The sequence below is a fragment of the Deferrisoma palaeochoriense genome, assembly GCF_054656955.1.
In genome coordinates, this window is sequence record NZ_BAAHXI010000006.1 from 42,563 (window position 1) to 55,025 (window position 12,463).

At 70.1% G+C, this 12,463-nt stretch carries 11 protein-coding genes; 7 read left to right on the forward strand and 4 right to left on the reverse strand.

The annotated features are described in order from the left end of the window. Window positions 1–101: 101 nt before the first annotated feature. From ACYQ8L_RS03065 to ACYQ8L_RS03095, 7 genes are all read left to right on the forward strand, one after another. On the forward strand, window positions 102–1,568 hold the full coding sequence (locus tag ACYQ8L_RS03065) for a dihydrolipoyl dehydrogenase family protein (RefSeq protein WP_459940297.1): 1,467 nt from the start codon (window positions 102–104) through the stop codon (window positions 1,566–1,568). Window positions 1,569–1,805: 237 nt separating this feature from the next. Next, window positions 1,806–1,982, forward strand: coding sequence for a hypothetical protein (locus ACYQ8L_RS03070; protein WP_459940298.1), 177 nt, complete (start codon window positions 1,806–1,808; stop codon window positions 1,980–1,982). 82 nt (window positions 1,983–2,064) lie between these two features. Continuing rightward, entirely contained in the window at window positions 2,065–2,883 is an 819-nt protein-coding gene (locus tag ACYQ8L_RS03075; protein ID WP_459940299.1) for a DUF547 domain-containing protein, read from the forward strand. 40 nt (window positions 2,884–2,923) lie between these two features. After that, window positions 2,924–3,649 carry a TVP38/TMEM64 family protein gene (locus tag ACYQ8L_RS03080; RefSeq protein WP_459940300.1) on the forward strand — a complete coding sequence of 242 codons (726 nt, stop codon included), beginning with the start codon at window positions 2,924–2,926 and terminating at the stop codon, window positions 3,647–3,649. Window positions 3,650–3,659: 10 nt separating this feature from the next. Continuing rightward, window positions 3,660–5,837 (forward strand): MGH1-like glycoside hydrolase domain-containing protein, encoded by a 2,178-nt coding sequence (locus tag ACYQ8L_RS03085; RefSeq protein WP_459940301.1) that lies wholly within the window; start codon window positions 3,660–3,662, stop codon window positions 5,835–5,837. 189 nt (window positions 5,838–6,026) lie between these two features. Next, window positions 6,027–6,287 (forward strand): DUF6364 family protein, encoded by a 261-nt coding sequence (locus tag ACYQ8L_RS03090; RefSeq protein WP_459940302.1) that lies wholly within the window; start codon window positions 6,027–6,029, stop codon window positions 6,285–6,287. After that, window positions 6,284–6,718 (forward strand): PIN domain-containing protein, encoded by a 435-nt coding sequence (locus ACYQ8L_RS03095; RefSeq protein ID WP_459940303.1) that lies wholly within the window; start codon window positions 6,284–6,286, stop codon window positions 6,716–6,718. The genes ACYQ8L_RS03090 and ACYQ8L_RS03095 overlap by 4 nt, the downstream gene beginning before the upstream one ends. 145 nt (window positions 6,719–6,863) lie before the next feature. Here the strand turns inward: ACYQ8L_RS03095 and mobB are convergent, their stop codons facing one another. The 4 genes from mobB to ACYQ8L_RS03115 form a co-directional block, all read right to left on the reverse strand. After that, on the reverse strand, window positions 6,864–7,970 hold the full coding sequence (gene mobB, locus ACYQ8L_RS03100) for a molybdopterin-guanine dinucleotide biosynthesis protein B (protein WP_459940304.1): 1,107 nt from the start codon (window positions 7,968–7,970) through the stop codon (window positions 6,864–6,866). Window positions 7,971–7,979: 9 nt separating this feature from the next. Continuing rightward, entirely contained in the window at window positions 7,980–8,234 is a 255-nt protein-coding gene (locus tag ACYQ8L_RS03105) for a hypothetical protein (protein ID WP_459940305.1), read from the reverse strand. 89 nt (window positions 8,235–8,323) lie between these two features. Further along, the gene (locus ACYQ8L_RS03110; RefSeq protein ID WP_459940306.1) at window positions 8,324–11,509 is read right to left on the reverse strand and encodes a molybdopterin-dependent oxidoreductase; all 3,186 of its coding nucleotides are present in this window, start codon (window positions 11,507–11,509) and stop codon (window positions 8,324–8,326) included. 32 nt (window positions 11,510–11,541) lie between these two features. Then, the gene (locus ACYQ8L_RS03115; RefSeq protein ID WP_459940307.1) at window positions 11,542–12,285 is read right to left on the reverse strand and encodes a 4Fe-4S dicluster domain-containing protein; all 744 of its coding nucleotides are present in this window, start codon (window positions 12,283–12,285) and stop codon (window positions 11,542–11,544) included. Between the last annotated feature and the right edge of the window lie 178 nt (window positions 12,286–12,463).

A 12,463-nucleotide genomic window follows, 5' to 3' on the forward strand; every position in this document is an offset into this window, starting at 1 on the left:
CCCGACCGCGGCGGAGGAGGACCGGCGGGCCGCGTAAGGCACGGGCCCGGCCGCCGACGAACGGCCCGGAAAGACATCCCCTGCACGAGGAGAGCGGATCCATGGCGCAACGGGAGTACGACCTTGGTGTGCTGGGCGGCGGGGCCGCCGGGCTCACCGTGGCGGCCGGGGCGGCCCAGTTCGGGGCCAAGACGATCCTGATCGAGAAGGCCGACCGGCTCGGCGGCGACTGCCTGCACTACGGGTGCGTGCCCTCCAAGACCCTGATCCGCACGGCCGGCGTATGGGCCCGGGCCCGGCGCGCGGCCGAGTTCGGGCTTCCGGAACTCGATCTCCCCCCCGTGGACCTCGCGGCCGTCATGGCCCGGGTGCGCGCCGTGATCGAGACGATCCAGGAGCACGACTCCCCCGAGCGGTTTTGCCGGCTCGGGGCCGAGGTACGCTTCGGTGAGGCCCGGTTCGTGGACCCCCACACCGTGGACCTCGGCGGGGAGTCGATCTCGGCCCGGGCCTGGGTGATCGCCACGGGCTCCCGGCCGGCCCTCCCGCCGGTGGAGGGGCTCGCCGACACGCCCCACTGGACCAACGAGACCGTCTTCGCCCAGACCCGGCTGCCCGAACGGCTCCTCGTGCTCGGCGGGGGCCCCATCGGCCTCGAGCTCGCCCAGGCGTTCGGGCGGCTGGGCGCCCGGGTCACGGTGGTGGAGTTCCTGGACCGGATCCTAGGTCCCGAGGACCCCGACGTGGCCGAGATCCTGCGGGAGCGGCTCGAGGCCGAGGGCCTGGAGATCCGCACCGGCACCAAGGCCGTGCGGGCCGAACCCCACGGCGACGGGGTCCGGCTCACCGTGGCCCCGGCCGCGGGCGGGGGGCCGGAGGAGACGATCGAGGCCGACGCGCTCCTCGTGGCCACCGGCCGACGGCCCAACGTGGAGGGGCTCGGGCTCGAGGCCGCCGGGGTCGAGTTCACACCCCGGGGCATCCCCACCGACGAGCGGCTTCGCACCAACGTCAAGCACATCTACGCCTGCGGGGACGTGAACGGGAAGTTCCCGTTCACCCACGTGGCGGGGTACGAGGGGAGCATCGCGCTCACCAACGCGATCCTCCGGCTCCCGCGCAAGGCCGACTACACCAAGGTGGCCTGGTGCACCTACACCGACCCCGAGGTGGCCAGCGTGGGCCTGAACGAGAAGCGCGCCCGGGAGGCCGGGGTGGAGTACCGGGTGCTCGAGGAACGGTTCGCCGAGAACGACCGGGCCCTGGCCGAGGGCGAGCCCCACGGCAAGATCAAGGTGCTGGTGAGCCCCAAGGGCAAGGTGCTCGGGTGCCAGATCGTGGGGGCCCATGCCGGGGAACTCATCCACGAGTGGGTGGTGGCCCTGGCGGGCGGGGTGAAGCTCTCCACCGTGGCCGGGGCGATCCACGTGTACCCGACCCTGTCGGAGATCTCCAAGCGGGCCGCCGGAGCCTACTTCGCCGAGAAACTCTTCAGCGACCGGACCAAGGGGGTGCTCCGGTTCCTGTTCCAGCTCAAGGGCCGGGCCTGCACGCCCGCGCCGGAGTAAGGAGACCCGCTTCACCGCGACGAACCGTCGACCGTCTGTTGGGAACCACGGAGAACACGGAGGACACGGAGCCACATGCGGGAAGCGGGGAGGCTGGGACGCGAGGAGGCAACTCCCTCTGTTGTTCCATGGGGATCGACTGGATCCCATTGAGTGAGGCTGCTGGGTCGGGGGCCGTTGTTCCAAAATCCATCCACCGGGCAATCCCGCCCGGCACGCGAAACGAGGAGGTGCACCATGAAACGCATCGCGATCCTGTCCGCCGCCCTGTTCGCCCTGGCCGCCGTGGGCTGCGCCGGGCCCCAGGCCAAGGGAGGCCAGACCATCACAAAGGAAACCCACATCAAGTGCCCCAAGTGCGGGGTGGAGTTCACCGTGGGTGAGGGGCTGAACGCCCTCGAGAAGTCCCGGTGACGGCCGTGCGGGCCGGGGAACATCCCCGGCCCGCTCTCGTTCCCCCTACGGCCCGGCCTCCCACCGGGCCGGCGAGGTGCCGATGATCCGATCCGCCCTCCTGGCGGCCGCCCTGTGCCTGTGGGCCGGCCTGGGGGCCGCCGCTCCCAAGTCCGAACTCTGGCCCCGCTGGCAGACCCACGACCCCCAAAGCACCCGGACCGTGGACCACTCGGCCTGGGACCGGTTCCTGCGGACCTACGTCGTCACGGGCCACCCCTCGGGGGTCAACCGGGTGCGCTATGCCGCGGTCACGCCGGCGGACCGGGCGAATCTACGGGCCTACCTGGACCGGCTCGAGGCCACGCCGGTCGGCCGGCTCAACCGGGCCGAGCAGAAGGCCTTCTGGATCAACCTCTATAACGCGCTGACGGTGTGGGTGGTGCTCGAGAACTACCCGGTGGAGAGCATCCGGGACATCCGGTCGGGCTGGTTCCGGCCGGGCCCCTGGGACCGCAAGCTCGCTGCGGTCGAGGGGGTGGACCTCACCCTGAACGACATCGAGCACCGGATCCTTAGGCCCATCTTCCGGGACAACCGGGTCCATTACGCCGTGAACTGCGCCAGCATCGGCTGCCCCAACCTCCGGCCCGAGGCGTTCACGGCCGCCAACACCGAGGCCCTCCTGGACCGGGCGGCCCGGGAGTACGTGAACCACCCCCGGGGGGCCCGGCTCGAGGGCGACCGGCTGGTGCTCTCGAGCATCTACGACTGGTTCCAGGAGGACTTCGGGGGCTCCGAGGCCGGGGTGCTCGCCCACCTAACCCGCTACGCCCGGCCCGAACTCGCCCGGGCCCTGAAAGGGTTCCGGGGAACCATCGACTACGCCTACGACTGGAGCCTGAACGACGCCGGGCCGTAGGCGACCCCGTCCCGACCCCACCGAAGGAAAGGAGGCCTCCATGGCGAACCCCGCCGCCGAACCCGCCCCGGCACCCCGACCCCGCTCGTCGCGCGGCAAACTCCTCGCCGCGGCCGCGGCCGTGGTCGCGGCCGTGGTGGCCGTGCGGGTGTTTCCCGTGCAGGAGCGGCTGGTGGCCGCCCTGGACTGGATCGACCGGATGGGGCCGGCCGGGGTGGTCGTGTACGTGGCCCTCTACGTCGCCGCCACCGTGTTCTTCGTGCCCGGGTCGGTCATCACCCTGGGGGCCGGGGCGATCTACGGGGTGATCGAGGGCACCGCGATCGTGTCGGTGGCCTCCACCCTGGGGGCCACGGCCGCCTTCGTGATCGGCCGGTACCTGGCCCGGGACTGGGTGGCCCGGAAGATCGAGGGGAACCCCCGGTTCCGGGCCGTGGACGACGCCGTGGCCCGGGAGGGCTGGAAGATCGTGCTGCTGACCCGCCTGTCGCCCGTGTTCCCCTTCAACCTCCTGAACTACGCCTACGGGCTCACCCAGGTGAGCCTGCGCCACTACTTCTTCGCCTCGTGGATCGGCATGCTCCCCGGCACGGCGATGTACGTGTACATCGGGTCCCTGGCCGGCGACCTGGCCCGGCTGGGCGCCGGCGGGCGCACCCGCACCCCGGCCGAGTGGATCCTCTACGGGGTGGGCCTCGTGGCCACCGTGGCGGTCACCGTGTACGTCACCCGGATCGCCCGGGCCGCCCTGGCGAAAAAGGTCTGACCCGCCCCCCATGTCCCGCCTGTTCGCCGACGCCGTGACCCGGGCCAAGGGCATCCTGGAGGCCAACTGGACCGGGGCCTACACCAAACCCGCGCCGGGCCTCTACCCCCACCAGTGGAACTGGGACTCGGGGTTCATCGCCATCGGGCTCTCCCACTACGACACGGCCCGGGCGTGCCGGGAGATCGAAAGCCTGCTCGGGGCCCAGTGGCGAAACGGCATGGTGCCCCAGATCGCCTTCAACCCCGAAGCGCTGGGCCACTACTTCCCGGAACCCGACTTCTGGCAGGCCGACCGGTCGCCCGACGCGCCAGAGGGGATTCTGACCTCGGGCATCACCATGCCCCCGGTCCTGGCCATCGCCGTGGAGGCGGTGTGGCGAAACGCCCGGAACCGCCGGGCCGTGCGGCCGTGGCTCGAGCGCGTCTACCCCCGGCTCCGGGCCCTACACGCCTACCTCTACCGGGAGCGCGATCCGGCGGGCGAGGGGCTCGTCTACATCCGCCACCCCTGGGAGTCGGGCATGGACAACTCCCCCACCTGGGACGACCCCCTTTCGCGGATCCGGATCGAGCCCGGAACCCTGCCCCCCTACGAGAGAAGGGACCTGGGCCACGGGGTCGACCCGGCCATGCGGCCCACCGACGCCGACTACGACCGCTACGTGTTCCTGGTGGACCTCTTCCGGCGGCATCGCTACGACGAGGCGGCCATCCGGGCCGAGTGCCCGTTTCTCGTGCAGGACCCCCTGTTCAACGCGGTGCTGGCCCGGGCCGACGAGGCCCTGGCGGAGCTGGCCCGCGCCCTGGGGGAAGATCCGGGCGAGGCCCTGGAATGGGCCGAGGCCGCCCGACGGGCCCTGCGGGAGAAGCTCTGGCACCCCGAGCACCGCATCTTCGACGCCTGGGACCTGGTGGCCGACCGGCCCATCGAGGTGGACACGGCCGCCGGGTTCCTGCCCCTCTACGCCGGCGCCCCCACCCCCGAGCAGGCCCGGGCCCTGTACGAACGGCTCAACACCGCGTCGTTTTGCGGCCTGCACCAGGGCAACTGCTTCACGATTCCCAACTTCGACACCCAACAAGAGGGCTTCGCCCGGGAGAACTACTGGCGCGGGCCGGTGTGGATCAACGTGAACTGGATGCTGGCCCAGGGGCTTCGGCGCTACGGCTACACCCTCAAGGCCGACTCGGTGGAAAAGGACCTCCTGCAGCTCCCCATCCGGTTCGGGTTCCGGGAGTACTACGACTCGTTCGACGGCACGGGCTACGGCGCCGAGGGGTTCAGCTGGACCGCGGCCCTGTTCATCGACCTGGCCGAGCGGCTCCACGGCGACGACCGGGCCGGACCCGGGATCTGGCGCCGGGTCCGGGGGGCCGTGGCCCCCATGCGGGAACTCAACGACGGGCCCGCGGCCGAAGGGGTGGCGCCCGAGCGGCTCGCGGCCGAACTCATGGCGGCCGTGCGGGCCCTGGCCCGCCGGTTCTACGACACGCGCCGGGGGCGGGTGGACTACGAGCGGCTGGGCGCCTCGGCCGAGTACGCCCGGTACAGGGAACTCGCGGCGGCACTCCGGTCGTTCGACCCCGGCCTCCTGGTGGGCCGCCGGGAGAAGCTCGCGTTCTGGGTGAACCTCTACAACACCATCGTGGTGGACGCGGTGGTGGCCCTGGGGGTCCGGCGGTCGGTCCAGGAGGTGCCGGAACTGTTCCGCCGGGTGTGCTACCGGATCGGCCCGTACCGGTTCACCCCCGACGACATCGAGCACGGGGTGCTCCGGGGCGACGCCCGCCCTCCCTTCCGGCCGTTCCGGCAGTTCGGGGCGCGGGACCCCCGCCGGGCCTTCGCCGTGGTGCCCCCGGACCCCCGGATCCACTTCGCCCTGGTGTGCGGGTCGCGTTCGTGCGCCCCCATCGACGCCTACGAGGCCGACCGGATCGACACCCAACTCGACCAGGCCGCCCGGAGTTTCGTGAACTCCTCGGAGGTGATCGTGATCCCCGAGGAGGGCCGGGTGCTCCTGTCCCAGATCTTCCGCTGGTACGAGGCCGACTTCGGGGGCCGCACCGGGGTGGTGGACCTCCTGTGCGACCACCTGGCCGACGAACGGCTCCGGGGGTTCCTCCGACGAAACGCCGCCCGGATGGCGTTCGAGTACCTGGAGTACGACTGGAGCCTGAACCGGTAAGTCAGGAAAAGACGCGGTGGAAATTGCGACCCCCGCGGGTTTGACGTAACCTGAACGCGATTTTTTACGTCAGCCAGGCGCCCCCTTGGACGGCGGCCGAGGGGGGCCACACCCCTCACCCCCCGGCCGACGGGAGGGAACCGGGGCCTCGTTCCGGGGCCCCCATCGAGTCCCGGGCAGGAGTCCGCGATGCAGACAAAGCTTACCCTGCGCATGGATGAAGAGGTGATCAGGAGGGCGAAACGCTGGGCAGCCAGCCGCGGCATTTCCCTCTCCAAGGCCGTGGAGGAGTTCCTGGCCCTCGCGGCAGACGCAAACGACGATTCCCTCCAAGGGCTTGACGACTGGACGCGGGCCTTGCTGGGCGCCGGCCGGGGGACGGAGCCCCCTTGGTCGGACGAGGAGATCGAGGAAGAACTCGGGAGGCATTGGGAGGAGAAGCACCGGTGAAGGCGGTGCTCTTCGACCTCAATGTGGTCCTCGACGTTCTTCTCGCCCGGGAGCCCCACGTGGGAGCCTCGGCAAAAGCCCTCGACCTGGCGTCCGGGAAAGACGTGCAAGGGTTCATCGCCGCCCACTGCGTAACCACCCTCTTCTACCTGCTCCGGCGAAGGGTCGGAGCCGAGGAAGCCCCCAGGATCACGGCCCACCTGTTGGAGCGCCTCCGGGTCGCACCGGTGGACGAGCAGGTGGTTCGATCGGCCCTCGCCTCCGCGTGGCCCGACCTCGAAGATGCCGTGTGCCACGCGGCCGCGCGGGCTGTCGGAGCCGAGTGCATCGTCACCCGTAACGTCGAGGACTTCCGGAGCAGCACCCCACCCGCTCTGCGGCCGGAGGTGTTTGTGCGGCTGTACGGTGGGGGAAACGGCGGGGGCCACTGATCCGGGTGGACTCTCGTCAGGCGTCGGGATCTCGAGGCGGGCGCCGGCCCCGGGAACGGCGGGTGGCGGGAAAAAAGAAACCGCGTCCCATGGGGGGAGAGACGCGGCCAAAGGAGGAGGGGACAAACGGGAGGGTTCGGGGGGCTCACGCCCCGCCCAGGAAGCGTTCCTCCAGGAAGTCGCACACCGGCCCCGGGTGGTCCAGGGGGAACACGGGCACCGGCAGGTTCCAGGGGTGGTCGCTCACCACGGCGATGAGCCGGTGGTCCCGGATGGTGCCGTCGGGGGCGGCGCACAGGAGCTCGGGGCTCCGGGCCGCCCGGTGCACCTCGATCTTGGGCAGGCTCCCGGTCTTGTAGCCCTCGGTCACCACCAGGTCCACCTCGGTCATGAACCGGTAGATGATCTCCTCCAGGGTCATCTCGCCCCGGGCGTTGGGGTGGACCATGGCGAGCTTCTCGGCCGACGAGATCACCATGGGGCTCGCCCCGGCCCGGGTAAGCCGCCAGGAGTCCTTGCCCTCGTGGTCGATCTCGAACCGGTGGGCGTCGTGCTTGATGGTGCCCACCCGGTAGCCCCGCCGGGTGAGCTCGCCGATCACCTTCTCCAGAAGCGTGGTCTTCCCCGTGCCCGATTTGGCCACGAACGACACCGCGGGCGGCCCGTAACTGCGAAGCCGGGCGAGATAGAGCCGGCACTCGTCGAGGTCGGCCCGGGTGCCGACGTTGCGGAACGTGAGCCCGCCGGGGTCGAGGGCCAGGAGGTCCTCGCCGTTCACGATGCGGGTGCGCACGTCGCTGATGAAGTCGAGGACCTTCAGGTTCCCCCGCCCGATCCGTTCCTCCATGGGCGCCACGCAGGCCTTGGAGTACACGGCGCACAGGGGCTCGAACCCCCGGGGGCCCCGGGGCACCACCACGTCCCAGCCCTTCCTGAGGCCGTAGAGGTGCCGGAGCACCCGCGGGTGGAGAAACGGCATGTCCGCCCCCACCACGGCGGCGTAATGGCTCGAGACGTATTTGAGCCCGGTGGTGATGGCCCCCAGCACCCCGGCGTCGGGGTACTCGTCGGCCAGGGTCTTGTACCCCAGGTCCTGGAACGGCGTGGGGTCGGAGCTCACGACGAAGATCTCGTCGAAAAACCCCTCGAGGATCCGGTGCACCCGGTGGATCAGGGCCTCGCCCTGGAGTTCCCAGGCCCACCGGCCGTCCTCGGCGTCGGCCAGCACCACGGCCGTTCGAACGTCACGCATCCCGCGGCCTCAGCATCCGAAGTCTTCCTCCTCCTCGTCGTCCTCGGCAGGCCCCTGGGACGGGGCCGGCTCCCCCGCGGGCCCGGCCGGCGCGGTTTCCTCCACCCCCTTCTCCTCCGGGGCCGGAGCGCCGGCCCCGGCGCCCGATTCCATGGCCGGGGACGGGGACGACGGCTGGGCCGCGGGGCCACCGGTCTCCCCGGCCCAGGCCGCCACGGCCCATCCCACGAGTCCGGCGACCACGATCGCGAGAAATCCCTTCATCGAAACCCCTTCCCTCCGGCGCACGGGGCAACCGAGCGAAAGGGGCGGGGCCGAAGCCGCCGCCCCGTTCCGCATCCTTCAGGGGCTCGCTAGGCGGGCACCACCTTGACCTTCGTGTCGTAGAACGAGGAGGACGCCCCGATCGGGTCCGTGAGGCACATGTCCCCGAGCACGGGATCCACCCGCATGGCGGCGTTGGGGCACAGCCCGGTGGCCCGGCGGCGATCGCCCCGCACCAGCTTCCCGTCCACCTCCTGGTCCGAGGCCCCGTAGGCCCAGTGGCCGGCGTGCCAGCTTACGGCCACCACCCCCGGGCGGATGCCCTCGACCACCTTGACCCGGCCCGCGATCGGCACCTTCCGGCCGTTTCGCAGGTCCCAGACCCCGTCGGGGTTCGAGGCCGACACGATCTTGGCCCGGCTGCCGTCCTCGAGCCCCAGGGCTTTGGCGTCCCGGGAGTTCATGAGGATGTAGTTCTCGGGGAGCATGAGCCCCTGGCTCCAGTAGTTCCCCGCGGTGCGGGACTGGCCGCCGGTGATGTCCTTGTAGGTGATGAGGTGCAGCGGGAAGCCCGGGTCGTCCACGGGCCGGCCGTGGAAGTCCTTGACCGGCTCGTACACCGGCAACCCCGAGAACCGCTTGCCGGTGCCCGGGTGCTTCGCCAGGGCCACCGGTTCGGCGTAGAGGTTGAACTGGCCCTTGTACTGGTGGTGGACCTTGTCGCCCTTGTAGGCGTGCTCGAAGTCCTCGAACCGGCCGCCGCGGTTCAGCACGTACACCACCTTGGGCCAGAGCTTCTCGCCCACGATCGCCTTCCACCGGTCCGGGTCGAACACGTGGGCCGGCAGGTGACGGCGGGCCTTATAGAAGAGCTCCATCTCCTCGGCCGAGGCGTCGGGCACCTCGGTGCCGGGCTTGTCGCCCTTGGCGAGGTTCGCGACCATCCGGATGAACCAGTCGTCGGCGCGCTTGAGCGGCTGGCCGGGGCCGAAGGCGTCGTCCCCGAAGTTGGGCAGCCCGAGCCGCTCGGCGATGGCCAGCATGATGGCCTCCATGCCCACGTTCTGGCGCTCCCCGTACACGTAGACCTCCTCGGTCATCGGGTTCACCATGGGCTGGCGCACCTTGCTCACGGCCGTGAGCACGTCGGGCGAGGTGTGCGGCGTTCCCCATCGCTCCCAAATCGCCGTGTCGGGGAAGAGGTAGTCCGCGTACATCGAGGTTTCGCCGATCACGATGTCGCAGGCAAAAAGAAGCGGGACCTTCTCCAGGTCCTGGAGGATCTCGATGTTCTTGTCCCCGGCCGGGGACGCATAGGCCGGGGTGCCCTTGTGGAGGAACAGGGCGTCAATCGTGTAGGGGTAACCCATGCCGGCCGACGGGATGATCTCCTGGTACACGTTGCCGCTGAAGGGGTACCAGCACCGCTTGGCCGGGTAGCCATCGAACAGGGTGGACTCCTCGTACTTGTGCTTCTCGCGGGTCAGGGTGACCCCGAAGCTCGTGAGTTTTTCGGCGTAGAGCTTCTTGAGGGCGAAGGGCTGGTCCTCCTTGTCGCCCATCTCGTGCCAGTGGCCGCCGCCCGCCTGGAGCCCGCCCTTCCAGTCCGGGTTCCCCACCAGGAGGTTCAGGGTGATGATGGCCTGGCCGTTGTAGTACCCGTTCGTGTGCTGCACGGGCCCGCGGTAGAGCTCGGCCACGGCCTGCTTGCCGTAGGAGGTGAACTCCTTGGCCACGGCCTCCACGTCCGAGGCCGGCAGCCCGCACTCCTCGGCCCACTCGGCCACCGAGCGGCTCCGGACCTCCTCGGCCAGGAGCTGGAACACGCTTTTTACCTTCACGCCGTTCACCTCCCCCTCGTAGAAGAGGTCGGCCACCACGGCGTTCTTGTCGTCGTTGGGGTCCACGGCCGCGGGCTTCCCGCCGGCCATGGCCACGAACTGGTCCTTGCCGCCGACCCCCGCCTCGTCGGCCCGGAGCAGGGCCCCGGGGCCGTCGGGCTCGATCTTCACGAGCCAGGTGGCGTTGGTCCAGGTGGTCTCGCCGGCCTCCTTGGCGGCCGCCTTGTTGGCCGAGCGCAGGTAGCGCTCGTCGTAGCGCTTGTTGTCGAGGATCCACCGGATCATGCCGAAGGCCAGGGCCGCGTCGGTGCCGGGCTTGAGGGGCAGCCACTTGGAGGCCTTGGCCGCGGTCTTCGAGAACCGCGGGTCGGCCACGGCGATCTTAAGCCGGCCCGAGGCGATGCCCTCGGTGATCTTCTCGGCCATGTTGGTGGGCCCGAAGTTGGCCTCGAACGCCCCGGTGCCGAAGAAGAGGATGTACTTGGAGTTCAGGGCGTCGGGCTTCATGTGGTGCTTTCCGCCGCCCCACTTCCCGCCCTTCCAGGGCTTCGTCATCTGATCGTAGGCGATGTGGTGGCTCTGCTCGCAGATCGTCGTGTGCTCGTACCAGTTTACCGAGCCGAAGCTGTCCTTGAGCCACCGCTTGGCGAACTCCTTGCGGCCGTGCTCGATCCGGCCCGCCATGAACACGAACCGGTTGTTCTTGGGCCCGAGGTCCGGGTGGTCCGGGTCGATGAGGAGGTCCAGGTGGTCGGCGTACTTCTTCTTGAACTCCGCCACCGTCATCTTCTTCTTAGCCACCGCCTTGGCGTCTTCGGCCATGGCCTTGGCGAGCTTGGCGTCCCGCAGGGCGTAGGTCTCCTTGAGGCCCTTGACGTACCGGCGCTCCTCGCCGGGCACGTCCGAGAAGAGATAGCCGCCGTTCACGATCTCGTCGATCGCCTGCTGGAACGGGATCACCCGCCACTTGTTCTCGCCGCGCTTTCCGGCGCGCTTGAGCACCTTGACGATCCGATAGGGATCGTAGAGGGACTGGATCCCCGCCTGGCCCTTGGGGCACAGCCGGGCCTCGACCCGGGCGGCCTCGAACGGGCTCGTGGCGTAGGGCAGTTGGGGCAGGAGGTTCATGGGGCTATAGGGGTTCCCGCCGATCTTCACGAGCACCCCGTCCAGGATCCGGCCCTGGATCGTGCAGGCCGTGTGGCACTGCAGGCACACCGAGTAGAGCACATTCTCGGCCCGGGCGAGCTCGAGCTCCTCGCCCGGCTTGAGCTCACCGGCCTGGGCCCGCCGCACCAGGTCCACGGCCCAGCCCACCTTCGTGGCCAGGATGGCCGAGCCCCCCAGAAACGCGCTGCACTTCAGAAAGCCCCGGCGGCTCACCCCCTTCTCGTCCACCACCTGGGCGGTTTCCGCGATCTTCTTCCGGTCCATCGCTCGCTCCTTTTCGTTCGGGAAAGTCCGGTTTAGTCGTGACACGCGCCGCAGGTGTCCTCACCCGGCCCCCAACTCACGTACCGGGTGGTGGGGCCGGTCTTGTACGAGGTGCCGAAGAGGTAGATCTGCTGCTCCCGGGCTACCTTGGCCACCACGCTCTCCGGGTCCGAAAGATCGCCGAAGTAGTTGGCCTGGCCGATGCAGGTGGTCACGCAGGCCGGGAGCATGCCGGCCTCGAGCCGGTGGAGGCAGTAGTGGCACTTCCGGCACCGGCCGATGGGGGCGGCGCCGTTGGTGCGCACCTGGCGTTCCCCGTACTCGAAGGTGGGGGCGGTCTCGTAGGGCTCCAGCCGGGGGGTGCCCTCGGTGTAGTACCGGCCGTCGTCCTTGTGGAGCACCCCGTAGGGGCAGGCCGCGGGCTTGGAGCAGCCGTTGCACTTGGCGTAGTCCACCTGCACGATCCCGTCGGGCCGCTTGAAGATCGCGCCGTCGCGGCAGGCCTTCACGCAGGGCGGGTTCTCGCACTGCATGCACAGCACCGGCATGAAGTAGTGCTGCACGTTGGGATAGGCCCCGTCCTCGGCGTCCCGGACGATCCGGTACTCCACGTCGGGCGGGGTCTTGTTCTCGGCCTTGCATGCCACGGTGCAGGCGTGGCAGCCGACGCACTTGCGGATGTCCACGATCATGGCCCACCGCCGCTTCTCCGGCGGTTTCTTGAGGGCCCGCACCACGTCTTGCCGCATCTGCTCGAGCAACGCCGTGTCCGCCATGATCACCTCCTGCCGGCCCGCTGCCGGACCTGAGTGGGGGGAAGCCGAAACGCCGGATCCGGTCCGGCGGCCCGAAACCCATCGAAGGCGTTGTGGACTGCAAGGGGGGTGCCAAGGGAAAACCCGTGGTTTCTCCGGAAGAATCCCCGCTGGCGGGGCCCGGAGGCGTTACCGCGGA

Coding starts and splice junctions, on each gene's coding strand:
- ACYQ8L_RS03065 (WP_459940297.1), top strand. CDS start 102: ATGGCGCAACGGGAGTACGACCTTGGTGTGCTGGGCGGCGGGGCCGCC.
- ACYQ8L_RS03070 (WP_459940298.1), top strand. CDS start 1,806: ATGAAACGCATCGCGATCCTGTCCGCCGCCCTGTTCGCCCTGGCCGCC.
- ACYQ8L_RS03075 (WP_459940299.1), top strand. CDS start 2,065: ATGATCCGATCCGCCCTCCTGGCGGCCGCCCTGTGCCTGTGGGCCGGC.
- ACYQ8L_RS03080 (WP_459940300.1), top strand. CDS start 2,924: ATGGCGAACCCCGCCGCCGAACCCGCCCCGGCACCCCGACCCCGCTCG.
- ACYQ8L_RS03085 (WP_459940301.1), top strand. CDS start 3,660: ATGTCCCGCCTGTTCGCCGACGCCGTGACCCGGGCCAAGGGCATCCTG.
- ACYQ8L_RS03090 (WP_459940302.1), top strand. CDS start 6,027: ATGCAGACAAAGCTTACCCTGCGCATGGATGAAGAGGTGATCAGGAGG.
- mobB (WP_459940304.1), bottom strand. CDS start 7,970: ATGCGTGACGTTCGAACGGCCGTGGTGCTGGCCGACGCCGAGGACGGC.
- ACYQ8L_RS03105 (WP_459940305.1), bottom strand. CDS start 8,234: ATGAAGGGATTTCTCGCGATCGTGGTCGCCGGACTCGTGGGATGGGCC.
- ACYQ8L_RS03110 (WP_459940306.1), bottom strand. CDS start 11,509: ATGGACCGGAAGAAGATCGCGGAAACCGCCCAGGTGGTGGACGAGAAG.
- ACYQ8L_RS03115 (WP_459940307.1), bottom strand. CDS start 12,285: ATGGCGGACACGGCGTTGCTCGAGCAGATGCGGCAAGACGTGGTGCGG.